General features: G+C 63.4%; 26 protein-coding genes. 16 read left to right on the forward strand and 10 right to left on the reverse strand.

Annotated features, from left to right (window positions below):
* Nucleotides 1–36: 36 nt before the first annotated feature.
* Nucleotides 37–744 (reverse strand): MgtC/SapB family protein, encoded by a 708-nt coding sequence (locus tag G3O01_RS16390; protein ID WP_205806187.1) that lies wholly within the window; start codon nucleotides 742–744, stop codon nucleotides 37–39.
* A 419-nt stretch (nucleotides 745–1163) separates the two neighbouring features.
* Here G3O01_RS16390 and G3O01_RS16395 point away from each other — a divergent pair, with 419 nt between their 5' ends.
* The 3 genes from G3O01_RS16395 to G3O01_RS16405 all read left to right on the forward strand — a co-directional run bounded on the left by G3O01_RS16395 (nucleotide 1164) and on the right by G3O01_RS16405 (nucleotide 2449).
* A complete protein-coding gene (locus G3O01_RS16395) occupies nucleotides 1164–1520 on the forward strand; it encodes a hypothetical protein (RefSeq protein ID WP_205806416.1) in 357 nt (118 codons plus the stop codon).
* A 14-nt stretch (nucleotides 1521–1534) separates the two neighbouring features.
* A complete protein-coding gene (locus tag G3O01_RS16400) occupies nucleotides 1535–1915 on the forward strand; it encodes a hypothetical protein (RefSeq protein WP_205806188.1) in 381 nt (126 codons plus the stop codon).
* Nucleotides 1916–2011: 96 nt separating this feature from the next.
* Nucleotides 2012–2449 carry a lytic transglycosylase domain-containing protein gene (locus G3O01_RS16405; RefSeq protein ID WP_346779201.1) on the forward strand — a complete coding sequence of 146 codons (438 nt, stop codon included), beginning with the start codon at nucleotides 2012–2014 and terminating at the stop codon, nucleotides 2447–2449.
* Nucleotides 2450–2476: 27 nt separating this feature from the next.
* On the opposite strand, the gene G3O01_RS16410 is transcribed toward G3O01_RS16405, so the two are convergent.
* Entirely contained in the window at nucleotides 2477–2881 is a 405-nt protein-coding gene (locus G3O01_RS16410) for a helix-turn-helix domain-containing protein (protein WP_205806190.1), read from the reverse strand.
* Nucleotides 2882–3530: 649 nt separating this feature from the next.
* Here G3O01_RS16410 and G3O01_RS16415 point away from each other — a divergent pair.
* The 3 genes from G3O01_RS16415 (at nucleotide 3531) to G3O01_RS16425 (ending at nucleotide 4930) form a co-directional block, all read left to right on the forward strand.
* Entirely contained in the window at nucleotides 3531–3923 is a 393-nt protein-coding gene (locus G3O01_RS16415; RefSeq protein WP_205806191.1) for a hypothetical protein, read from the forward strand.
* Nucleotides 3924–4003: 80 nt separating this feature from the next.
* Entirely contained in the window at nucleotides 4004–4612 is a 609-nt protein-coding gene (locus G3O01_RS16420) for a hypothetical protein (RefSeq protein WP_205806192.1), read from the forward strand.
* Between the two features lie 90 nt (nucleotides 4613–4702).
* Complete coding sequence (locus tag G3O01_RS16425) at nucleotides 4703–4930, forward strand: DUF2964 family protein (protein WP_205806193.1); 228 nt, start codon at nucleotides 4703–4705, stop codon at nucleotides 4928–4930.
* 15 nt (nucleotides 4931–4945) lie between these two features.
* Here G3O01_RS16425 and G3O01_RS16430 read toward each other — a convergent pair whose 3' ends face one another.
* The 4 genes from G3O01_RS16430 to G3O01_RS16445 all read right to left on the reverse strand — a co-directional run bounded on the left by G3O01_RS16430 (nucleotide 4946) and on the right by G3O01_RS16445 (nucleotide 7485).
* A complete protein-coding gene (locus G3O01_RS16430; protein ID WP_205806194.1) occupies nucleotides 4946–6058 on the reverse strand; it encodes a DUF484 family protein in 1113 nt (370 codons plus the stop codon).
* Nucleotides 6059–6168: 110 nt separating this feature from the next.
* Nucleotides 6169–6363, reverse strand: coding sequence for a YqaE/Pmp3 family membrane protein (locus G3O01_RS16435; RefSeq protein ID WP_205806195.1), 195 nt, complete (start codon nucleotides 6361–6363; stop codon nucleotides 6169–6171).
* 33 nt (nucleotides 6364–6396) lie between these two features.
* Nucleotides 6397–6732: a YbjQ family protein gene (locus tag G3O01_RS16440; protein WP_205806196.1), complete on the reverse strand. Its 336-nt coding sequence runs from the start codon at nucleotides 6730–6732 to the stop codon at nucleotides 6397–6399.
* Nucleotides 6733–6762: 30 nt separating this feature from the next.
* Nucleotides 6763–7485 carry a sulfite exporter TauE/SafE family protein gene (locus tag G3O01_RS16445; protein ID WP_205806197.1) on the reverse strand — a complete coding sequence of 241 codons (723 nt, stop codon included), beginning with the start codon at nucleotides 7483–7485 and terminating at the stop codon, nucleotides 6763–6765.
* A 235-nt stretch (nucleotides 7486–7720) separates the two neighbouring features.
* Between G3O01_RS16445 and G3O01_RS16450 the strand changes: the two genes are divergently transcribed.
* The 8 genes from G3O01_RS16450 to G3O01_RS16485 all read left to right on the forward strand — a co-directional run bounded on the left by G3O01_RS16450 (nucleotide 7721) and on the right by G3O01_RS16485 (nucleotide 16953).
* Nucleotides 7721–8593 carry a DUF4148 domain-containing protein gene (locus tag G3O01_RS16450; protein ID WP_205806198.1) on the forward strand — a complete coding sequence of 291 codons (873 nt, stop codon included), beginning with the start codon at nucleotides 7721–7723 and terminating at the stop codon, nucleotides 8591–8593.
* Between the two features lie 231 nt (nucleotides 8594–8824).
* The gene (locus tag G3O01_RS16455; protein ID WP_205806199.1) at nucleotides 8825–9673 is read left to right on the forward strand and encodes an IclR family transcriptional regulator; all 849 of its coding nucleotides are present in this window, start codon (nucleotides 8825–8827) and stop codon (nucleotides 9671–9673) included.
* Nucleotides 9674–9751: 78 nt separating this feature from the next.
* Nucleotides 9752–10906, forward strand: coding sequence for an acyl-CoA dehydrogenase family protein (locus tag G3O01_RS16460; RefSeq protein ID WP_205806200.1), 1155 nt, complete (start codon nucleotides 9752–9754; stop codon nucleotides 10904–10906).
* 398 nt (nucleotides 10907–11304) lie between these two features.
* Nucleotides 11305–13608: a DUF3141 domain-containing protein gene (locus G3O01_RS16465; RefSeq protein WP_205806201.1), complete on the forward strand. Its 2304-nt coding sequence runs from the start codon at nucleotides 11305–11307 to the stop codon at nucleotides 13606–13608.
* A gap of 90 nt (nucleotides 13609–13698) precedes the next feature.
* Nucleotides 13699–14640, forward strand: coding sequence for a phosphate acetyltransferase (locus G3O01_RS16470; RefSeq protein ID WP_205806202.1), 942 nt, complete (start codon nucleotides 13699–13701; stop codon nucleotides 14638–14640).
* Between the two features lie 29 nt (nucleotides 14641–14669).
* The gene (locus G3O01_RS16475) at nucleotides 14670–15851 is read left to right on the forward strand and encodes an acetate/propionate family kinase (protein WP_205806203.1); all 1182 of its coding nucleotides are present in this window, start codon (nucleotides 14670–14672) and stop codon (nucleotides 15849–15851) included.
* A 2-nt stretch (nucleotides 15852–15853) separates the two neighbouring features.
* Nucleotides 15854–16633, forward strand: coding sequence for an enoyl-ACP reductase FabI (gene fabI, locus G3O01_RS16480; RefSeq protein ID WP_205806204.1), 780 nt, complete (start codon nucleotides 15854–15856; stop codon nucleotides 16631–16633).
* Between the two features lie 14 nt (nucleotides 16634–16647).
* Nucleotides 16648–16953, forward strand: coding sequence for an RNA-binding protein (locus G3O01_RS16485; protein ID WP_205806205.1), 306 nt, complete (start codon nucleotides 16648–16650; stop codon nucleotides 16951–16953).
* Nucleotides 16954–16979: 26 nt separating this feature from the next.
* On the opposite strand, the gene G3O01_RS16490 is transcribed toward G3O01_RS16485, so the two are convergent.
* The 3 genes from G3O01_RS16490 to G3O01_RS16500 are packed head-to-tail and all read right to left on the reverse strand — an operon-like array spanning nucleotide 16980 to nucleotide 19154.
* A complete protein-coding gene (locus G3O01_RS16490; protein ID WP_346779197.1) occupies nucleotides 16980–17495 on the reverse strand; it encodes a nuclear transport factor 2 family protein in 516 nt (171 codons plus the stop codon).
* Nucleotides 17492–18481, reverse strand: coding sequence for a zinc-binding dehydrogenase (locus tag G3O01_RS16495; RefSeq protein WP_241024018.1), 990 nt, complete (start codon nucleotides 18479–18481; stop codon nucleotides 17492–17494). The genes G3O01_RS16490 and G3O01_RS16495 overlap by 4 nt, the downstream gene beginning before the upstream one ends.
* Before the next feature lie 58 nt (nucleotides 18482–18539).
* The gene (locus G3O01_RS16500) at nucleotides 18540–19154 is read right to left on the reverse strand and encodes a nitroreductase family protein (protein ID WP_205806206.1); all 615 of its coding nucleotides are present in this window, start codon (nucleotides 19152–19154) and stop codon (nucleotides 18540–18542) included.
* Nucleotides 19155–19550: 396 nt separating this feature from the next.
* On the opposite strand from G3O01_RS16500, the gene G3O01_RS16505 reads away from it, so the two are divergent.
* The gene (locus G3O01_RS16505) at nucleotides 19551–19811 is read left to right on the forward strand and encodes a hypothetical protein (RefSeq protein ID WP_346779198.1); all 261 of its coding nucleotides are present in this window, start codon (nucleotides 19551–19553) and stop codon (nucleotides 19809–19811) included.
* Nucleotides 19812–20111: 300 nt separating this feature from the next.
* The gene (gene rpoD, locus G3O01_RS16510) at nucleotides 20112–22109 is read left to right on the forward strand and encodes an RNA polymerase sigma factor RpoD (protein WP_205806208.1); all 1998 of its coding nucleotides are present in this window, start codon (nucleotides 20112–20114) and stop codon (nucleotides 22107–22109) included.
* Between the two features lie 121 nt (nucleotides 22110–22230).
* On the opposite strand, the gene G3O01_RS16515 is transcribed toward rpoD, so the two are convergent.
* Nucleotides 22231–22671 (reverse strand): PRC-barrel domain-containing protein, encoded by a 441-nt coding sequence (locus tag G3O01_RS16515; RefSeq protein WP_205806209.1) that lies wholly within the window; start codon nucleotides 22669–22671, stop codon nucleotides 22231–22233.
* Nucleotides 22672–22691: the final 20 nt, after the last annotated feature.

Genomic DNA, 22691 nt, shown 5'->3' on the forward strand with positions numbered 1-22691 from the left:
TAGAGCAAAAAGCGCATCGTCCGCGATGCGCTTTTTTCATTCGGGCGTCGGTTCCACTTCCTTCGCGGACCAGCTCACGCTCGACACACTCTTCTCCATGCTGATCCGGCTCGCCATCAATTCGAGCTTCGCCTGATCCTTCGGATGCATGCGCAAGGTCGCCGTCACCTGGATGCGCGACGGATCGTCTTCGACGTCTTCGCTCGTCAGGCTCTGAAATGACAATGGTTGCGAATACATCGAGTTCGACAGCACGGTGCGAATATGGATCTCATCATGTTCGCGGCACACCACAGTCAGCACATATTCGCGCACGAGATCCGCGCTCGACACCGGCGTCGCGTTGATCGCGCGGCTCACTTCGCGCAGCACCGTGTTGGTCACGAGCACGACGACGGTGCCCGCCAGCGCCGGCCCATAATGCCCCGCGCCGCACAACACGCCGACCGCCGCCGAACACCACAGCGTCGCGGCCGTGTTGATCCCCTGGATCGAGCCTTTGTCGCGCATGATGACGCCGCCGCCCAGAAAACCGACGCCCGACACCACATACGCGGCGATCTGCGTGACGCCCGCCACGCCGTTGCCTGTCAGCATGCCGAGCGTGACGAACAGGCATGCGCCGCTCGCCACGAGCGTGATGGTGCGCAAGCCCGCCGTGCGCTGGCGCATCTGACGTTCGAGACCGATTGCCACGCCGCACGCGAACGCGGCGAGCAGCCTCCAGATGAAATCCGCTGACATGTCGTTGTTTGCAGGTTGAGACAGAAGCCACGTTGGATGAACCCGGTTGCTCATGCCGGAGCATGAAGACGACAGGCTGAGGCCGCTGTGTATCACCGCTGTGTGACGCGGATATGTTGCGCGACCAGAAAGCGCGGTTTTGGTCACCGTCGTGTCCGCCGGCCGAGAAAATTCAACTCGCATAAGATCCGCTGCGTGGTCAATTTCACGCCGGAATCCGCCAAAACGCTGAGGCAACCTCTCCGTTTTCATCCCCTCTCACGGTCAGAGTTTCCGACCGGGCGCCATTCCTGAGTCAAGTTTCCCGATTTGCCAAACGTTTGCGGATTGCATATCAAGTTCGACGCGTCGGTGCCGACAAACCCGAAATAGCGTCAACGACTTCCTGGGAGCGGTTCGTGAAACAGCTTGCGATTTGTATGGTTCTCGCCGTGATGGCCGGCTGCGCGCAACTGCCTGCCAATACGGCGTCGCAGACGGACAAGCCGCCTGTGTCGACGGATGTCATCAACTTTACGATTCCGCCCGACGCGCTCGGCGCACGCGATCCGCAGCTCTCATCGGTGCTGGCCAAGGCAGGCGCGCTGGCGGCCGCGCAGAAGCAGCCGACCACCATTCTCGTGACGGCGCTCGGCCAGGACCTGCCGTACCTGAACCAGGCGATCTGGCGCGGCGTGCCGTCCCAGCATCCCGCGAAGCTCAGCCTCGAGAACCTGACGGCGGGCGCGAACCAGCCGTATAGCGTGTCGATCCGTCCAACGGCCGCGACGCCATGAAGGGAAGCTACGTCATGTTCCGCACCGCCATTCTGAGCACGAGCTTCGCGCTCGCCACCCTCACTAGCCAGGGCGCGCACGCAGGCCAACCCGCCGTTGCCGGCGCGCTGTCGGCAAACGGCGCAACGGGCGGTGCGCCCGCCACGACGGCAGCGGCAGCGTCGGCGTCCGCCGACAAGGTCTACCCGCCGCTGCCCACGCTCGCGATGCTGCCGCCCTCCACGGGCGACGACGACGAGCCGGTTGCACCGAAGCCCACCGCGAAAAAGCGCAAGGTGCGCGCCGCCGTCGACTTGCGGCCGACCGCGCCCGCACCACGCCTCGTGGTGTCCGAGGCTTCGCGCACCTATCTGCGCACGGTCGACAAGCAGCTCGAACTCGCGCTAGCCAGATAACCACTGATCAGCGAACCCAACGGAGCGTCACACGTGTCTATTCACCGACTCTGCGCCTACGCCAGTTCCCGCTCGCGGCGCCCACTCGCGCGCGCAGTGGGCGCGCTCGCGCTGTCGCTAGCCGCGCTGACCTGCGGCACGGCCCGCGCCGACGACTGCTTCGAGCAGGCCGCCGTCTATCAGGGCGTCAATCCGCTGATCCTGCGTGCCGTCGCCTGGCATGAATCGAAGGGCGATCCCGCTGCCGTCAACCGCAACAGCAATGGCTCGATCGACGTCGGCCAGGCGCAGATCAACTCGGTGCATTTCACCGACCTGAAACGCCTGGGCATTCCGCATCGCGCGCTCACCGATGCGTGCGTCAACATCTATGTCGCCGCGTGGCTCATCAAGCAGAAGATGGTGAAGTACGGCAATACGTGGCGTGCGATCGGCGCCTATCATTCGGAGTCGCCGAAGGAGCGCGACGCCTACGCACGCAGCATCCAGAAGATCCTCGTCGCCTGGGGCGAACTGCTGCCTGCTACGCACTGACGGCGCCTGCGGGCGCCCCTGCTCCCGCTACTTGCGGGATTTCGTGAGCCGGTGCCCGAGTCCCAGATTGGTCGCAATCTGCCATGTGTACACGCGCGAATAGCTGACGCCGAACTGCGCGCGTATCAGCTCCCGCAGACGGTTGCTCGTCCACGCATCGGACGGAAAGCCGTGGATACCCGCGGGGCCGTTCAGCGCCGCCGCGATCCATTGCATCGCGGCTTCGTCGAGTACCGACGAACGCCCGCCCACGCTCATCTGCCGCAACGATTCCAGCCCGCCCTCGTTCACCAGCGTGCGGTACTTGCGCACGGTGTTTTCGGAGATATGCAACTGCGCGGCGACATCGCTGACAGACGCGCCCTCCATCAGCAGTTTGCCCGCGGCGAGCCGGCGCATGACAGTCGGCAATGCTTCGTTTCGAGGGGGCATGAGCGATCTCGCTGATTGTGGGGTGATGAAAGCCCTGAATCGCGCATCACGGGCCGTAAGCCGCGCATGACATGAAAAAGTCAAAAAAGACCAATATATGCTCCAGCCTGGTTTGTGTATGCGATCCGTAAAATTTTATGAATATGAAAAAATCATTTGCGGATTTTATTGCGTTGCGATTAACACCCGAAACAGTCAATCCATTTTGGTCAACAATATAAACTCCTCACATTTTTTCAAGAGCATTACATTGCGCCTTGAAGTTACCGAAATCGTTTGCTAGCATGCAGTAACCATTGCTCAAGCCGAGTACAGTCAAGCCTGACAGCTCGCACTCTGGTCCGTGCGCCTGCTACGTTTTGCGAGGGAACGTCGTATGGCAATACCTGGATTTCAAAGTTGGATACGCTGATCACCTGACATTCGTCAGTCATGACAACAGCGTTTTATCGTCACCTTATTCGTCGCGGCAAAAAAGCGACGCGTATCTGCACGTCTGGAAAATCGCCCTTCTGACAATTGATTTAAATCATTATTCAACAACGTAAAAAAGATTTTTGCCGTCAATTGAATAACCAGTTAATTGCAATTGCCTGTCGTGCCACGTGCGAACTGCACGCGCGACGGCTGATCACGCGCGGAGGTCGAGATGGAAGTGGAACGGGTTGAACGCATCGTGCTGGCCTTGCGACGCGCAGCCGAACATGAACGGCTTCTCAGCTATCAGCGGTTTCACGCCATGTTCGGGGCGGGCGATCCGCTCACCGCCCGCTATGACGCGCTCGAACGCGCGATTGCGTCGCTCGGCGAAGTGTCGGACATCGATTACGGGGTACTGCTCGCGCTGAGCAACGGCCTGCCCGGCCCGGACTTTTTCCGCCGCTACCAGAAGCACCGGTATGCCGCCTACGTCGCGGTGATGGGGCCGCCCATCCAGCGTCAGTCGATCAAGCGCAAGCGCATGCTTGTCGAGGAAGAACGCCGCCGCGTGTACGACGATGCAAGAAGAAAAGCGGGCAGCCACGTCGCCCAGCCCGCCTGAATCCAACGCCAGTTCCATGCATGACGCATTACGACTATCCGGCCAACGGACCGCAGGTCCACGATAACGAGGAGTCTTCCATGCAACTTGCAGCTTGCCGCCCGATTCGCGTTCTCGCCATTGCAGTCGCCTGTACGGCGCTCGCCGCGCCCGTCACCGACGCACGCGCGCAGGACAATCCGGCGTCCTCGCCTCCCCCGAATGCCGTCGGCACGGTCGCCGTTGCCGACGTGACGGCGCACGTCACGCATATCAACCCGGCCAACAATGAAGTGACGATACGCGGGCCGCGCGGCGAATCGACGATCGTCGAAGTCGATCCCGACGTCGGCGACGTGAAGAAGCTGAAAGTCGGCGACGAAGTGCACATCTCGTATAAGGGCGCGCTGCTGCTGTCGGCCGACAAGGTCGCCACGAAGGGCGTGCGCTCGCGCGTCGAGACGGAATCGACCACGCCCGCGCAAGGCGGAGCGTCCACACGCACACGCCACGTCGAAGTGGTGGCGACGGTGCAGAAGATCGATCGCAAGAAACGCCTGGTGACGCTGCGCGGACCCGAGCACACCGTGATCGTCGAAGTCTCGCCGGATGTGCCGATCGAAAAGCTCAAGGTCGGCGACAGCATTCGCGCGAATTATGTGTCCGCAACCGCCGTGCAGATCACGCGCAACGGCACGCCGATCCAGTAGCCGTCCGCTTGCACCCATCTGTCTGGCCAGTCCTGCCGCTACAGCAGGACTGGCTCGTACCGATCATCGCTGTCGCAGCTGTTCAATCCAATGCCCATCGAACCCTGGAACTCCCCGAAACGCCAAGCGCGCCGCAAGATGATCTGGAGCAAGGCGCACGTCGTGCTGGCCGCGATCGGCACGCTGTCGGCGGTTGCCGGCATCGCGGTCGCGATCAACGGCGGACTCGAATTCAACCGCACGAAAGTGTTCGTCGGTGTCGGCATCATCGTCGTATCGACGATCCTCTACGTGTCGATGCTGTTCGTCGACGACTAGTGCGGCGCGTGCAGCTCAAGTGACGAGCGTTGCCACCCGGTTGCGCCCTTCGCTCTTCGCCTTGTACATCGCGCGGTCCGCTTCGTCGACGAGTGTGCGCCCAAGGCTGTCGAGGTCGGCGCCCGGCTGCATCCCGTGCGCGGATACGCCGATCGAGATCGTCAAGGGAATGCGCTCGCCTTCGTCGTCGCGCAGATCGAGTTGCGCGACGGCCGCGCGCATGCGCTCGGCCACCACGAGCGAATCTTTCAGATCGCCTTGCAGCAGCACCGCGAACTCTTCTCCGCCGTAACGCGCGATCGTGTCGCCAAGGCGCGTCTGCTTGCGCAGGCAGGCGCCGACCATCGCCAGCGCGCGGTCGCCGACGGCGTGACCGTGCGCGTCGTTGATCGGCTTGAAGCTGTCGATATCGAGGAACAGGCAACCGAGCGGCAAGCGATAGCGCGATGCCCGTGTCGTCTCTTCGCGCAGGCGCTCGTCGAAATAGCGGCGGTTGGGCAAGCCCGTGAGCGCGTCGGTTGCACCCAGACGTTCGAGCTGCTCGCGATGCGCGACGTTGTCGAGGCTCGCCGCGACGATCACCGCGAAGCGCTCCAGCATGTCCGTCGCCATGCCCGGCGCGAAGCGGCTTTCGTTGTCGCTTGCAAGGCACAGATAGCCGCTCGTCTGGCCATTGTTGGCCAGCGGCAGCAGCGCAACGCTGGCAGGACGCCCATGCCCAGGCGCGTTGCCGAAGCAGGCATCGCTCGCCGCGACGCCCATCGCCGCCAGCGAACCAAGCCACGGACGGCCCTGCGCGCACAGTTGCGCGGCGGCATCGCCCATCTCGCGCGAGGTCTTCACCGATGAAGCAGGGTTGGCGTTCGCGCCGGGTTTCGGGCCGCTCGCGTGACGCAACGCCAGTTCATACAGCAGCGGCAGCGTGTCGTTCAGCCACAGTGTCACGCGCTCCAGTCCGAATTCGCGCGGCATGTAGTCGAGCAATACGCGGCACAGCGACTGAAAATCCTGGGCGCGGATCAGTTGGAGTTCGACATCCTGGAAGCGGCGCAACGTGCGTTCATTGCGTTGCACCGTGTCGACGAGTGCGCGAAGGCGGACGGACTGGGGCGTGTGTGTTGTGCTCATCGTGGCCGTTGCATTGGGGCCCGCAACCGAGGCCCAACGTCTGGTTATCGGCCTCGAAGCGCATTAGCTTGAGGCCGATGCCTGCAACGGGCACATACACGTAGTGGCGCTTATGAGCGCCGGCCGAGCGCCTCTTCGATCTTGCGGTCGGTCTTGTACTGGCTCAGCGCGTACACCGACCAGATCGCCGCGGGCAGCCAGCCGATGATCGTGATCTGCAGCACGAGGCAGATGATCCCGGCAATCGGGCGGCCAATCGTGAAAAACTGGAACCACGGCAAGAGCAGAGCAAGCAACAGACGCATGTAACTTCCTTCTTTCTGGTTGAAAAACTGCGGTTAAACCGTACGGCGTACGCGCACCGCCGTGCCATAGCACAGCACTTCCGTCACGCCGGAGCCGATCTCGGTCGCATCGTACCGCATGCCGATGACAGCATTCGCGCCGAGCGTCGCCGCTTCGGCCAGCATGCGCTCGTAGGCATCCTGCCGCGCGCGCTCGCACAGCGACGTGTACAGCGAAATGTTGCCGCCGAAGATCGTCTGCAGCCCGGCGCCGATCGCGCCCACCACCGAGCGCGAGCGCACGATGATGCCGCGCACGATGCCAAGCGATGTATCGACGGTGTAGCCGGGTAAATCGAAGGTCGTGGTGACCATGTGTCGTTCGATCATGTCGTTCCTTCCCTGTTGAAGCGTTGCCGGTCAGCGCCCCGCCGCCCACAGCAGCGACAGCCCGGACGACAGCATCAGGCCGTCTACCACCAGCCTGAACGTGCCCGGACTCATGCGCACGACGATGCGCCGCGCACAGAACGCGCCCGCCATCAGCGCGGAACCCGTGATCAGCCCGTCCAGCACGACGTGCAGCGGCAGCGCGCCGAAATGGTTGAAGGTCGCAACCTTCGCGGCATACACGGCGAGCGAACCGGCCGCTTCCGTCGCGAGAAATGCGCCTTTGACGAGGCCGTAGCCCATGAAGACGGGCACCGTGATCGGCCCCGTCGACACGACAATGCCCGTCAGGAACCCGACGGGCGCGCCGATCGCCGCCAGATGCCAGGGCGAGAAACGCACCTCGCGACGGGCGAGCCAGCGGCGCGCCGGCACCATCGCGACGAAGAACAGGCCGAGCGCGATCTCGACGGCATGCGGCGGCAGCGCGAGCAGCGTGCGCACGCCGAGTGCCGCGCCCGGCACGGCCGTCGCGCAATAGGCGCCGCACGCGCGCCAGTCGATCTCGCGCCACCACGCGAGCACCTTGCCGAAATTGCCCATGATCGCCGCGATCGCCATGATGGGCACCGCCTGCTGCGGGCCAAACAACATCACGAGCACGGGCATCAGCATCATCGACGAGCCGGTGCCGATCACGCCGCTTAGCGTGCCCGCCGCCAGGCCGACGACCAGAACCAGCAGATAGCCCATGCCTACTCCCGAGAAGCGCCCGAAAACGCGTTGGCGCCATGCTACTGGAAATCGGCGGCGTATCCGGCAATCCTGCGATGAATTGTCTTCGACCGCCCTCTTAAATGGCGGTGTCCTGCATCCGATTGCTGCTACAACTCGTATTGCGTATTTGAGCGTCGTGCGACCTTTTGTCTGCGGATTGCAGGCGAACGGATCCGTCCCGTCGCGCTGCGTGGACTCGAGGGAAACCGTCATGATGAGCGAATCCAACAGAATGTTCGTTGCCGGCGGCCTGCTGGTCGGTGCGCTGGCGCTGACCGCGCTCGGCCTGCGATTCGGCAATCGCGAGTCGTCCGCCAACGAAGCGAATGCTCCCGTCGATTCCGCCGTATCGTCCGCCGCGCGGCCCGTCACGCCAGACGTGCCGCTCGACGACGACGCGCGCAATGCAGGCATCGAGCGGGTGCTGCAAGCGGTGCACGACAGCCTGCAACGCGGCGATCTCGCGTCCGCGCGCGTGCTGCTCGACGCCGTGCTGACGATGCGCGCGGACGAGCCGCAAGCGCTGCTGCTGCAAAAGGAACTGGCTGTACGCGAGGAGCAGGCGAAGACGCGCGCGATGCTGACCACCACGCTCGACGAGCGGGACGCAAAGCCGGTTGCGCAGCCGGGTCCATCGGCGAAAAAGATGTCCGCGCGGCCGGGTAAATCGCATCGTCCGGCGCAGAAACGGGACGCGGAGGAAACCGCGATCCATGCCTCGACAACCGCGGCCATCCGCCCCAACAGCACTAGCGACGATGCCGCGCCAGCCAGTCACGCCATCGTCGCGGCCTCTCCTCTTCCGAACTCACAGCCTGAGACGCCGATCGCACCGACAATGCAAACTGCCGCGACGAACGACCCGCCGGTCGAACCCGCTGCGCCACCCACTGCGCGAATCAGCGAGCCGGCCGCGCCCTCGCCCGCTATTGCAACCGGCGCACCGAAGACACGCGCTGAAGTGCGCGACGAATTGAATCGCGCGCGCAAGAACGGCACGATGTCGCGCTTCGGCAATCCCGATCCGTATGGTCCCGGCGGCTCGCCGAGCTACAACGCGCAGCCTTCGATCCGCACGTGGTAACGGTCCGCATTGCGAACCATACGGCGAATCATCGATGCGACGCGTCCACCGCGCGCTGCAACCCAGCTGACAGTTAGCTCGCACACTCCTGCCTTAAACCTACCTGATGATGGCCTCGCAAGCCACACCAGATCACCGCTCACGTCGGCTGGCAAGCCTCCTGACTCCGCTTTACAATGGTCCGCCATGCGAACCATACAGCCATAACCGGTTGACACAGAGTCGAGCGACATGACAGCATCAGGCCCAGGCACCAGAGCAGGCGACACACATCCGCCCGAACACCGCGACATCGCGCGCTTCGACGACGAACCGTACGAAACAGACCGCCAGTTCGTCACGGCGCTCGCGCGCGGCCTCGAGTTGCTGCGCTGTTTCGGCCTGAAGGAACGGCATCTCGGCCTGACCGAACTGGCGCGCAGAACGGGTTTGCCGAAGGGCACCGTCGCGCGGCTCGCCGGCACGCTCGCGAAGCTCGGCTATCTGCACTACGACGAGCCGCTCGGCAAGTACAGCCTCGGCACAGGCGTGCTGTCGCTCGGTTACGCGATGCTGTCGAACCTCGACATTCGCGACCTCGCGCGGCCATTGATGCAGGAACTGGCCGAATACGCGGGCTGCTCGGTGGCGATCGGCGTGCGCGACCGGCTGTCGATGATGTACGTCGAATGGGTGCGCAGCAGCGCGCCCATCACCGTGATGCGCAGCATCGGCACGCGCCTGCCGATTGCGACGACGTCGATGGGCCGCGCGTACCTCGCCGCCGCCAGCGACGCCGAACGCAACACCGTGCTCGACCAGGTGCGCGCGCAGAATGAAGCCGCCTGGCCGCGCATCGAACGCGGCATCGGCGACGCGATGGACGATTACGCCACGCGTGGCTTCTGCCTGTCGTATGGCGACTGGGATGCGGACATCGCGAGTGTCGGCGTCCCGTTCACGGCGCCCGACGGCACGCAGATGGCCTTTAATTGCGGCGGCCCCGCCTTCGTACTGGGCCGCGACAAACTGGTGAACGACATCGGTCCGCGCCTCGTGGCCCTTGTCAAACGAGTGGAAGCCGCCATCGGGCGGCGATGAAGAAAAACCGGCGCGGCGCGCTTCACGCGTTCATGCGAACGCGCAAAGCAAACCGCGTCACAGCACACAGGTAACACGATGATCCGCGATCAGGAAACACTGTCCATTCTGCTCGATTCGCTGTCGCGCTTCGTACGCGAGCGTCTCGTGCCCGCCGAAAACGAAGTCGCCGAGACGGATGAAATTCCCGCCGATATCGTCGGCGAAATGCGCGAACTCGGTCTCTTTGGCCTGTCTATTCCCGAAGAGTACGGCGGCCTCGGCCTCACGATGGAAGAAGAAGTCCTCGCCGCGTTCGAGATCGCGAAAACCTCGCCCGCGTTCCGCTCGCTGATCGGCACGAACAACGGCATCGGCTCGCAAGGGCTCATCATCGACGGAACCGACGCGCAAAAGCACCACTACCTGCCGAAGCTCGCGTCGGGCGAACTGATCGCGTCGTTTGCGCTGACGGAGCCGGGCTCGGGTTCGGATGCAGCGTCGCTGCGCACGACGGCCGTGCGCGACGGCGACCACTATGTGATCAACGGCACCAAGCGCTTCATTACCAACGCGCCCGAAGCGGGCATCTACACCGTGATGGCGCGCACCAACCCTGACATCAAGGGCGCAAGCGGCATCTCGGCGTTTATCGTCGAGAAAGGCACGCCGGGTTTGTCGCTCGGCAAGATCGACCGGAAGATGGGCCAGAAAGGCGCGCATACCTGTGACGTGATCTTCGAGAATTGCCGCGTGCCTGCCAGCAATATCATCGGTGGCAAGGAAGGCGTCGGCTTCAAGACGGCGATGAAAGTGCTCGACAAAGGGCGCCTGCATATTTCGGCGATCTGCGTGGGTGCAGCCGAGCGCATGCTCGACGATGCACTGCGCTACGCGATGGAGCGCAAGCAGTTCGGCCAGCCGATTGCCGAATTTCAACTCGTGCAGGCGATGCTCGCCGACAGCCGCGCAGAGATTTACGCCGCGCGCTCGATGGTGCTCGATGCCGCGCGCCGCCGTGACAGCGGTCAGGATGTCGCGACGGAAGCGTCGTGCTGCAAGCTGTTCGCCTCGGAGATGTGCGGCCGCGTCGCGGATCGCGCAGTGCAGATTCACGGCGGCGCGGGCTACGTGTCCGAGTATGCCGTCGAGCGCTTCTATCGCGACGTGCGTCTGTTCCGCATCTACGAAGGCACCACGCAGATCCAGCAACTGGTGATCGCGCGCAACATGATTCGCGACGCAAGCCGTTAATACATACCCGACATCGATCGACGTAGAAAACGCAACTGCCTTGATCGATGTCAATGCAGTGATAAGCACGCTGCATTAGCAGGCATATTTCACATTGCCAGAAAAATCATCCCGTCCTAAACTGAGTCATTGACGCAATGCAACAAGCAACGTCTCGCGTGTGAAGCGCGTGCGACGTATGCATTCATCAAAGCGTCATGCTTCTGCCATTTTTTTCGCTGATCTTGATCGAAGCCGCGCCTCATCGAGGCGCGTTGATGTCTCGCCCTGGTTTCAGGCCGCGCGACTCACTGCGACGATGCACGCGCATCGTGTAAGCGTTTCATGCGGGCATCGCGCGCGCATGTGAGCCTCGCATGAGACCACGGCGCCGACCCTTTAAGGGAGCAGATGCGACCATGAATCAGTCTCAACCGGTATCCGCTTTATTCACTGCCTCGTCTGACACATTCACGCAGCCGATGCCCTTCGCATCCATGCCCGGCAATCTGATCGCGCAAGGCTATGCGTACGCCGTCGATGCATGGCAACGCAGTGTGCTGTTCGCCGACGTGATGCGTGAACGCGGCAATCAGTATCAGGCGCACTTGCAGGAGCGCGTGCCCAACGTACTCGATACCGAGTTCGGCACGGAACTCGTCGTGGATGGACGCACATTGCCGCGCCCCGTGAATTACGGCCTCGTGCGCATCCTTCCGCCCGACGACCTGAAGCCCGACCGCGATTTCGTCGAAGGCAGCGACCCTGGCCGCCTGCGTCCTTTCGTGGTGGTCGACCCACGCGCGGGACATGGACCCGGCATCGGCGGCTTCAAGCGCGATAGCGAAATCGGCGCTGCATTGCGCGCAGGACATCCGTGCTATTTCATCGGCTTTCTGCCTGACCCAGTGCCGGGACAAACCGTCGAAGACGTGATGCACGCGGAAGCCGCGTTCCTCGAAAAGGTCATCGAACTGCATCCCCATAGCCCCGGCAAGCCCGCTGTCATCGGCAATTGCCAGGCAGGCTGGCAGGTGCTGATGACAGCCTCGATGCGGCCCGAACTGTTCGGCCCGATCGTCGTCGCGGGCGCGCCCGTGTCGTACTGGGCCGGCTGGCGCGGCAAGAACCCGATGCGCTATTCGGGCGGCATGCTCGGCGGCTCGTGGCTGACCGCGCTAACAGGCGATCTCGGCGATGGCCGTTTCGACGGCGCATGGCTCGTGCAGAACTTCGAGAACCTGAACCCGGCGAATACGCTGTGGACCAAGCAATACAACCTGTACGCGAACATCGACTCGGAAGGCTCGCGCTATCTCGGCTTTGAAAAGTACTGGGGCGGCCATGTGTTTCTGAACGCAGGCGAAATGCAGTACATCGTCGATAACCTGTTTGTCGGCAATCGCTTCGTGTGCGGCGAGATCGTCACGTCGGACGGCGTGCGGCTCGATCTGCGCAATATCCGCTCGCCCATCGTCGTGTTCTGCTCATATGGCGACAACATCACGCCGCCGCCGCAGGCGCTCGGCTGGATCACCGATCTCTACCGCGACGATGCCGACCTGCTCGGCCACGACCAGACCATCGTCTATGCGACGCACGACAGCATCGGCCATCTCGGCATCTTCGTGTCGAGCAGCACGGGCAAGAAGGAACATCGCGAATTCGTCAGCAATATCGATCTGATCGATCTGCTGCCGTCGGGTCTTTACGAAGCGCACATCGGCGCCAAGACGAAAGAAACGCCGCACGCCGATCTCGTGCAAGGCCAATACGTGCTGTCGATTTCTCCGCGCACCGTCGCCGATGTGCGCGAGATCGTGCAGCCCGATCCCGAAAGCGACCGGCGCTTCGCCACGGCTGCGTATATATCGCGCTTCAACCTCGGTCTGTATCGCAGCTTCCTGCAACCGTGGGTGCGCGCAACCACGACGCCGTGGACCTCCGATTTTTCAAGCAAGCTGCATCCGCTGCGCATCACGTATGAACTGTGGTCCGATCGCAATCCGTTCGCGTCGTCTGTGGCGCAGGCAGCCGAAAGCGTGAAGGCAGCGCGCGCGCCCGTCGCCGCCGACAATCCGTTCATGCAGATGCAAACGGTGATGTCGAATGCGATCGTCGCGTCGTTCGATTTCTATCGCGACATGCGCGACGCCGCTGTCGAGCAGCTCTTCGAGACCGTCTATGGCGCGCCGTGGCTGCAGGCTTTTGCGGGCCTTCCGCCACAGAGCGACAGCGCAGCGAACGCCGCATTGACGGAACCCGGCGACACCGAAGAGCGCGAAGCGTCGATCGTCGCGGAACACGAGCGGCTGCGTCACGACATGACGGAAGGCGGTCTCATCGAAGCGAGCGTACGCGCGCTGCTGTACGTGCGGCGCACGCATGGCGAGGCGGACGAGCGCCGCTTCAATCTCGCGCGCGAAATGCTGAGCAAGCTGTCGGACGATGGCATTCTGTCGTTCAAGCATGTCGTGCGCGAACAGGCTGCGCTGTTGCGCCTCGACAGCGAGGCCGCGATCGGTGCGCTGCCGGGCCTGCTTTCCAGCGCGCCGCCCGACAACATCCGCAACGCCGCACGCGACATCGACAAGCTCAGCACGATGCTGCCGCTCGACGACAGCGAGCGCGCCGATCTCGCGCGCGTGCTGACGATCTTCGAATCGGCGTCGAAGAAGAAGACGACGCGGCGTGCGGAGTCCGCACGCCAGCAGGTCGAATGACAGACGAAGCCGCGCCGTGCGCGAGCGAACGATCACCGTCCGCCGCGCATGACGCGCATCTGGCTCGCAGCATCTACGAGGGCTTGGAACATGGAACACAAGCGCGATAAATACGAGCGCCTGGTCGCCTTTGCCGCCACACTCCCGCCGACACCGACCGCCGTCGCGCATCCTTGCGATCACGATTCGCTATCGGCCGTGGTCGAAGCAGCAAAGCTGAAACTGATCGCGCCGATACTCGTCGGCCCGCGCGCGAAGATCGAAGCGGCGGCAAAAGAAGGCAATCTCGATCTCGGCGATCTGCCCATCGTCGACGCGCCGCATAGTCATGCAGCCGCCGAATGCGCGGTGCAACTCGTGCACGAGGGCAAAGCGCAGGCACTGATGAAGGGCTCGCTGCATACGGACGAACTGATGGGCGCGGTGGTTTCCCGCGCGGCAGGCCTGCGCACCGAACGACGCGTGAGCCACTGCTTCATCATGGACGTGCCGGGCCGCGCCGATCCCCTCATCATCACCGACGCCGCCGTCAACATCGCGCCGACGCTCGACGAAAAGCGCGACATCGTGCAGAACGCCATCGATCTCGCGCATGCGCTGCGCTTCCCCGTTGCGCGCGTGGCGATTCTGTCGGCGATGGAAACCGTCAACTCGAAAGTGCCGTCGACGCTCGACGCCGCTGCACTCTGCAAGATGGCCGACCGCGGGCAGATCAAGGGCGGCATTCTCGACGGCCCGCTCGCGCTCGACAACGCGATCAACGAGGAAGCAGCGAAGATCAAAGGCATCGACTCGCCTGTCGCGGGCCACGCGAACGTGCTCGTCGTGCCCGATCTCGAAGCGGGCAACATGCTCGCGAAGAGCCTCACGTTTCTCGCGGGCGCGGACGCCGCCGGCATCGTGCTCGGCGCGAAGGTGCCCATCATTCTCACGAGCCGTGCCGATTCCGTCATCACGCGGCTGGCCTCGTGCGCGGTTGCATCGATGGTCGCGCTCGCGCGACGCGAGCAGCCCACTTCCGCCATCGTCTGAACAAGCCTTTGAGGCTTTGAGGGAGCGGCATGGACGTCATCCTCGTCATCAACGCGGGTTCGTCGAGCATCAAGTTTCATGCGTTCGAAGCGCAAGGCGCGCAGCTCGAGCCGATCGCGGGCGGCAAGATCGAAGAGATCTACACGAATCCGCGCTTCACCGTGAAGCGGCAAAACGGCGAAGTGGTCGAAGACAAACGCTGGCCCGAAGGCGAGCGTCTCGGGCACGACAATGCAATCGCGTTTCTGCTCGACTGGCTGCGCAGCCACAACCAGGGACGCGCAACGCTGCTCGCTGTCGGCCATCGCGTCGTGCATGGCGGCGACAGGTATTCGGCGCCCGTGCGCGTCGATGAACATGTGATGCAGGAACTCGAAGCGCTCGTGCCGCTTGCGCCGCTGCATCAGCCGCACAATCTCGCCGCCATCCGCTCGATCATGGCGCGCAATTCGACCGTGCCGCAGATCGCCTGCTTCGATACCGCGTTTCATCACACGCAGCCCGCCGTCGCGACGCGTTTCGCGTTGCCGCCCGACATCACGGATCGAGGTGTGCGGCGCTATGGCTTTCACGGGCTCTCGTACGAATACATTGCGAGCGTGCTGCCGGAAGTCGACGAACGCGCGGCCAAAGGCAAGACCGTCGTGCTGCATCTGGGCAACGGCGCGAGCATGACGGCCTTCGATCAATGCAAAAGCATCGCAAGCACGATGGGCTTCACCGCCGTCGAAGGACTCGTGATGGGCACGCGCTCGGGCAGTCTCGATCCCGGCGTCGTGCTGTGGATGCTCGAAGAAGCAAATATGGATGCGCGTGCGATCGAAGCGCTGCTGTACAAGCGTTCCGGATTGCTCGGCGTGTCCGGCATTTCCAGCGACATGCGCACGCTGCTCGCGAGCGACGATCCGAAAGCCGCCGAAGCCGTCGAACTGTTCTGCTATCGCATCTCGCGCGAACTCGGCTCGCTGACAGCCGCGCTCGGCGGGCTCGATGCGATCGTGTTCACGGCGGGCATCGGCGAGCGCGCGGACCCGGTGCGCAAGCGCGTGGGCGAACTGGCGGCGTGGCTCGGTGTGTCGCTCGATGAAGAGGCGAACCAACGTCACGGCCCGCGCATCAGCAATGAAAAAAGCGCCGTCGATGTCTGGGTGATTCCGACCAACGAAGAACTGATGATCGCCCGGCATGCGCTGCGCCGGCTGGAGGATTGAGCATGGATACGCCGACAGGCAAGGTGCTGGCGGGACAGAAAGTGCTGATCATCGGCATCGCGAACGAGCATTCGATCGCCTTTGGCTGCGCGCGTGCGTTTCGCGATCTGGGCGCCGAACTCGCGATCACCTATCTGAACGACAAGGCGAAAACATACGTCGAGCCACTCGCACGTGAGCTTGGCGCGTCGCTATTGCTGCCGCTCGACGTATCGGAACCCGGCCAGCTCGAAGCCGTGTTCGACGAAATCCGCGCGACCTGGGGACGGCTCGACGTCGCCGTGCACTCGATCGCTTTCGCGCCGAAAGCGGATCTGCAAGGCGGCCTGCTGAACAGTTCGGCGGAAGGCTTTGCGGTGGCGATGGACATCTCGTGCCATTCGTTCATCCGCATGGCGCGACTCGCCGCGCCGCTGATGGACGACGGCGGTTCGATGTTCGCGATGAGCTATCTGGGCGCGACGCGCGTCGTGCCGAACTACGATCTGATGGGCCCCGTGAAGGCCGCGCTCGAAGCGTCGTGCCGCTATCTCGCGCATGAGCTTGGGCCGAAGCGTATCCGCGTGCATCCCATCTCGCCGGGACCGTTGAAGACACGCGCGGCGTCGGGCCTGAAGGACTTCGACCTGCTGCTCAACGAAGCGGCCGAGCGCGCGCCCATTGGCGAACTCGTCGACATCATGGACGTCGGCTACACCTGCGCGTTTCTCGCTACACCCTACGCGCGGCGCATGACGGGCAACACCGTGTTCGTCGACGGCGGCGTGAGCATCATTGGCTGAAACAGGGCATCCGGATGAAACTATTGATCAGCGGTCTCCCGCAAACCGCTTCGCTCGATGAAGTGAAAGCGCTCGTGTTCCGCTATTCGCACGCGGACTGCCGCGAGATCGAACTGGTCGGCGAAGCCGACGAGCACCCCGCCGCGCTCATCGCGATCAAGGGTGCCAACTGGACGACGCTGAATAACATCCGGCGCCGCCTGCATGGCATGTACTGGCATCGCTGCCGGCTGTCGGTGCAGGTGCTGTCGTTCTGGGACGTCAGCGAAGCGGCCGAAACGCGCCGCCAGACGAGAACGGCGCTGCCGGGGCGCGTCTGACCTGCCCGTCACCACTCGCGCTTACGTCATTCCGCTGCGGGTGAATTCGTCGCTGAAAAGATATAGCGCGCGACACGCCACACACCGTCCGGCCCGCGATGCAGGATGAACAGTTCCTGGTTCGCTTCGGGCCGCGTCGCGCGCGTGCCTGCGAGCTTTTCGATCGTGCCTGTCGAGTGCGTGCGTGCGAAGGCCCAGTCGCGCGATAAGGGCTTGATCTCGTCGATTGCGAAGCGCACGTTCAGTTTGACGGCGCCGAACGCGTGCTTATAGGCACTGCGTACGGCTTCGCGACCCACGGCGGCAGGTGCGCCCTGTGCCATGACGACCGGCGCGTCGTCATAGAGCTTCATGATCGCGTCGGTGTCCGACGTGTTCAATGCCACTTCATAGCGATGCAGTTGTTGCGTGATCGCATGATCTGCGTCAGCGACGGGCGCGGCAAACACAGCACGCGACCACGCCACGGACGCCGCGAGCAGCACGGGAATGATGCGCGTCCTGACTGTCAGGCAGAACGTCCTTTGGCGTGCCGTGTTCACAGCCGCACCACGATCTTGCCGGGCTCCCGACTGCTCTCGACCATACGATGCGCTTCCCGTACTTCGTCGAAGGCAAAAACCTTCGCGAGGTGGGACGGGATGCGGCGGTTTTCCACATCGAGCGCGAGTGACTTCAACGGCGCATTGGTGAGCGGCAGCACGTCGGTGCCGAAAAGCTGGCTCGGAAAGAAGCTCAATCGCGAGGCAGGCGCCAGGTCCGTGATCAGGTTGAACTGCTCGAACACGGGCGGCCCGCCGAGCAGACCGATCACCGTGATCGCGCCGAACGGACGCAGCGTCTTTGCCGTGTCGCGCAGCGTCGCAGCGCCGACGATTTCGAGCGCGGCGTCGACGCCAGCCGGGTGCGCGTCGCGAACCTGCTCCGCGATCGCCCCCTTATCGACGATGACGACATCGGCGCCAGCGCCATACAGGCGCTCGGCGTGTTCTTTCGAGCGGGTCGAGGCGAACACGCGCACGCCCGAGGCCTTCGCGTAAGTAACGGCGGCAAGGCCGACCGAAGACGTGGCGCCGCGCACGAGCAGCGTTTGTCCCGCTTCGATCTGCAGGCTCCTGTGCAGCGCGCCCCAGGCGGTGAGGTACGCCTGCGGCAGCGCGGCCAGCTGATCCCATGGCAACCTCGTGCCCTCGAGCGACACGACATTGCTCGCGAGCACCGTCACCTCTTCCGCGTAGCTGCCCGCGCGCGTGAACTGCAAACCGCCCATCGCGGTGGCAACGCGCTCGCCGAAGCGAAACGCGCCGGACGGATCGTCGAGCACCTCGCCGACCGCTTCGATACCGGGCACGCGCGGCGCATCGATCGGCCCGAGTTTGCCGGCGCGCAGATAGATTTCACCGCGGTTGATGCCGAATGCCCGCACGCGGATGCGCACTTCGTCGGACTTCGGCGCAACGGAAGGCACGTCGCGCAGTTCGAGCACTTCCGGCCCGCCGGCACGTTCGACTACATAGGCTTTCATCATGGACTCCGCTTGGATGGTCGATCGCTTCGATCTGGTTTCGCTGGACGGGACTTCGGCCTCAGGCGAAATGCAGTACATCGGCAACGGGCCTGCGTGGCTTTTGCGGCCAGTTGCCCGCTGCGGGATAACCCACCGTGACGAGCATCGCCGGGACGTCGGTCGATACGAGGCCGAACTCACGCGCCACGCCTGCCGGATCGAAGCCGATCATCGGGCCGGATGCCAGCCCTTTCGCCTGCGCAGCGAGCATCAGCGTCATCGCCGCCAGCGATGCCGAGCGGATCGCCTCGTCGCGCTGGGCCGCGGGCTTGTCCTGATACATCGACCACGCAGCACCGACCCAGCCGTCGAAGGTCGTGCGATCGAGCAGGCCCGCATCCACGGATGGCTGCAGCGCTGCCGGCATCGTGCGGTGCGGCTCGAGCGTGCCGCAAACGATGAACGTGACGGCCGCGTCGACGACCTTCTGTTGCCAGTAAGCGTGAGGCAACAGACGCGCCTTCGCGTCGTCGGTGCGAAGCGCGACGAATTTCCAGTTCTGCAGGTTGAATGCTGAAGGCGCTCTGGTCGCGAGGCGGATCAGCGCTTCGATTTCGTGGTCGGTCAGACGACGCGCGGGATCGAAATGATTCGCGGAGATCCGCGACTCGATGTGGTGTTCGACGGTGGGCATCCAGCACTCTCTGCTGTTTGGGACGATGTGATGCCACTTTTACGCATCGAAGCCAGAACAGGAACGCACAAAACTGGTATCGCACCTCTCAGAAATGAGAGCAACGAAATGGATCACAACGCGGTCGCGGCGCTGGTCGATAGCGAGCCAGGTAGCGGAAGCGCTTCCGCCTGTAAACCATTCCCCGCCGCGAGACGTTGTACTTCTGCACGTCACGCGCACGATGCGCTGACGTCATCGCGGTTATGTCATAACATGATGGATCTCGCAGCGCGGCTGCCGGCAACGGCGTGCGCCCACCAGTCCCGGTTACCGGATCGAAAGAAACACGTAGTCGAAATGAACGATGCGTCGCATAAGATAGGTTCTATCTCTTCGTCGTCGAGCGCCCCTGCCGTGACCACGCCGTCTACCGTTCCCGAACCGGAACGCGCGCAGGACAACGCCTGCGTCGCGAAGGATGCCGCGCAGCACGGCGGCACGCCGTGGGCGATGTTCGCGCTATCGGCGCTCGGGCTGCTGGTCGGCGCGTTCGCGGTGATCGGGCCGGAACATGTGTCCGTGGCTGTCGCCAAGACGCTGCTGACGGTCGGCTGCCTGCTGGTCGCGGCGCTGGCCGGGATCGTCGCGTCGGATCTGTCGCGCGAACGGCGATAAATCGCATGCACCAGTACAGGGCATCAGCAACTGCATAAAACTGGTGCAATGCACCACATTTCTTGCTATACTTGCAGATTCACTTTTCCGCACGCGTCGAATTGCGACCTGAATGGAAGGCATTGCGCGGAAGGACTGACGGAGTTACCGGCATGCCGGCGCTCCGGAAGGCCCCGAGCGCACCGTCCCGCGTCAATCGATTCGTGCAACACCCCGCCCACACCTCACGATCCGACAGGTCCCGCCACCTGACGTGCGAGCGCGCGCGGGGATGCGAAACAGCCTGCCGAGGAGAACGTATTGGCAAAGCTTGACCGGGACAGCACCCAGTTGGAAACCACCGCAGCGAAGGCGCCCAAGCGCGCAGCAAAGGGCAAGGCGCAACCCGCCGTCGCCCCGCAAGATATGGCATTGATGGAATCTCTCGTTGAAGAACGTCAGCGCCAGATGCGCGCGCTGATCGCGCTTGGCCGCGAGCGCGGCTATTTGACGCACGCCGACATCAACGACCACCTCCCCGACAATTTCACCGAAACGGCCGCGATGGAAACCATCGTCAGCACGTTCGGCGAAATGGGCGTGTCCGTGTACGAAACGGCGCCCGACGCGGAAACGCTGCTTCTGAACGACGGCCCGTCGGCCGCCGCATCGGACGATCAGGCCGATGAAGAAGCGGAAGTCGCGCTGTCGACCGTCGACTCCGAATTCGGCCGCACCACCGACCCGGTCCGCATGTATATGCGTGAAATGGGCGCGAGCGAACTGCTCACGCGTGCCGGCGAAATCGAAATCGCGAAGCGCATCGAAGGCGGCCTGCAGGACATGGTGCAAGCCATCGCGATGTGCCCGTCCATCATCGCGACGATCCTGTCGGATGTGGACCGCGTGGTCGCGGGCGAAATCCGTATCGACGAACTCGTCGACGGCATCAGCAACCCGAACGAATCCGCCGAACTCGACGACGAAGCCGCCGAAGCCGCCGCTGAAGAAGAACTGGAAGCGAGCGCATCGGACGAAGACTCGGATGACGAAGACGGCGACATGGCGGACGACGGTGGCGAGAAGGCCAACGCTGCTCGCCTCGAACAGCTGACGGCAGACAGCCTCGCGATCTTCACGCGCGTGCGCGACCTGTTCGCAAGCGTTCCCGACATGCCCGTCACGGACAAGCGCCGTGCAACGGCAATCGCGAACCTGCGCGAGTCGATCCAGCAGGAACTCACGCCGATCCGCTTCACCGCGAAGACCATCGACCGCCTCTGCCTGGAAGTGCAGGCACAGGTCGCGCAGGTTCGCGCGATCGAACGCAGCATTCTGCAGATCGCCGTGGACCGTTGCGACATGCCGCGCGAAGCGTTCGTCGAATCGTTCCCGGGCAACGAGACCGATCTCGACTGGACGATGCGCGTCGCCGCGAAGTCGAAGACGTATGGCCCGGCGCTCGAGCGTCACCTGCCGGCCATCCAGTCGGAACAGCAGAAGCTGGTCGACATCGAAGCGTCGATCGCACTGCCGCTGCAGCAGCTCAAGCAGATCAACAAGCAGCTCGGCTCGGCTGAAGGCAAGATGCGCCAGGCCAAGCGCGAGATGATCGAAGCCAACCTGCGTCTGGTCATTTCGATCGCGAAGAAGTACGTGAATCGCGGCATGCACTTCCTCGATCTGATCCAGGAAGGCAACATCGGCCTGATGAAGGCGGTGGACAAGTTCGAATACCGTCGTGGCTGGAAGTTCTCGACGTACGCGACGTGGTGGGTCCGTCAGGCGATCACGCGCGCGATCGCCGACCAGGCGCGCACCATTCGTGTGCCGGTTCACATGATCGAATCGATCAACAAGCTGAACCGTATCCAGCGCGAGATCGTGCAACAGACGGGTCAGGAACCGCATCCGTCGGTGCTCGCCGAGCGCATGGACATGCCCGAAGCGAAGATCCGCAGCATCCTGAAGATCGCGAAGAATCCGGCGTCGCTGGATTCGCCGGTTGGTGAAGATGCTGACACGACGCTTGGCGACATGATCGAAGACACGTCCGCAACGTCGCCGGCCGATGCCGCGATCCACGCGAACATGCGCCGCGCGATCGACGAAGCGCTCGACGCTCTCACGCCGCGCGAAGCGAAAGTGCTGCGCATGCGTTACGGCATCGACACGGCTTCGGAACTGACGCTCGAAGAAGTGGGCCGACAGTTCGACGTGACGCGTGAGCGTATCCGCCAGATCGAAGGCAAGGCGATCCGCAAGCTCAATCACCCGAGCCGTGCGGACAAGCTGCGCCCGTTCCTCGAACGCAGCTGACGTTTCAAGGCTGACGCCCTCGGGCGCGGCCTTTTCGACGCATCAAACAAAACGCGGCAGCCTTATGGCTGCCGCGTTTTTTTATGCCCGCAGTCCGCGCGATGCGAACCGCGTCGAGCGCTTAATGGTGCTCGCTGTATTCCTTGCGAGCGATCGGCGTTGCGCGAACCTTTGCGTACTGGAATGCCGGAATGGCCTTCACAACGTCCTTGGTCGCGCCGGCCCACACCAGCTTGCCGCCCGTGAAGTCGATCTGCGAGAACGGCACGGCAACGTCATGCTGCGACACGCCGAGGAACTGATGTGCAGCGACGATCGCAAACGAAGCAGCGTTGTCCGGTGCAATGATGATGTCATGCAGCACGCCGACCTTCTGGCCCTGCTCGTTGTAGATTGCCTTGCCAAGCAGGCTCTTCTTCGCGCTCCAGCCGTTGACGATGATCGCTTCCTGCTCGACGCTCACGCCGATCGTCTGCGAACCCGCCACCTGTGCGCTTGCCTGGCTGGACATCACGCCGAGGGTCGATGCCGCGATCAGAACCGCTGCCCACTTTGCCTTCATAGCTTATTCTCCGATGTGAA

This window comes from Burkholderia sp. Ac-20365, assembly GCF_017104715.1.
Lineage (GTDB): Bacteria > Pseudomonadota > Gammaproteobacteria > Burkholderiales > Burkholderiaceae > Paraburkholderia.